Source organism: Bradyrhizobium sp. Leo78 (assembly GCF_059512425.1).
Genome location: NZ_JCAMOT010000196.1, coordinates 1 through 487, shown reverse-complemented (window position 1 = coordinate 487; position 487 = coordinate 1). Strand labels below are relative to the sequence as shown.

Annotated in this window: 1 protein-coding gene; it reads left to right on the top strand. The window is 63.4% G+C overall.

Annotated elements, in window-relative coordinates:
* A partial coding sequence (locus AC5ZG1_RS44255; RefSeq protein ID WP_496136549.1) for an MFS transporter occupies positions 1 to 487 on the top strand: 487 nt, incomplete at both ends.

Sequence of the window (487 nt, the reverse complement as noted above, 5' to 3'; positions counted from 1 at the left end):
CGCCCCTGCAGGTCGGCGTCATTGCGACGGCATCCCTCTTCGGATCCGCGCTTTTGACGATCATCATCGGATTTCTCGGCGGGCATCATGATCTCCGCCGCCTGCTTTTGGCAGCCGCCTGCCTGATGGTCGCCACCGGTGTCGCCATGCCGATGATCAGCGACTATGCGCTGCTGCTCGCCGTCGCCTTTGCCGGCACGATCAATCCGTCGGCAGGCAGCGTGAGTATCTTCGTGCCGCTTGAACACGCGGTCCTTGCACGGGAGGTGACCAACGCCGATCGAACGAGAATGTTTGCGCGTTACAGCCTGGTCGGGGCGCTCGCAAGCGCCGGCGGCGCGCTTGCCGCGGGGCTGCCTGACGTCATGACGCGGTTCGGGATGACGCAACTGAATTCGATCAGGCTGATGTTCGTTCTCTATGGGCTCGTTGGCATTCTCGGCGGCCTTCTTTATGCCCGCATACCGCCTCGCCCGGTGACGCACGA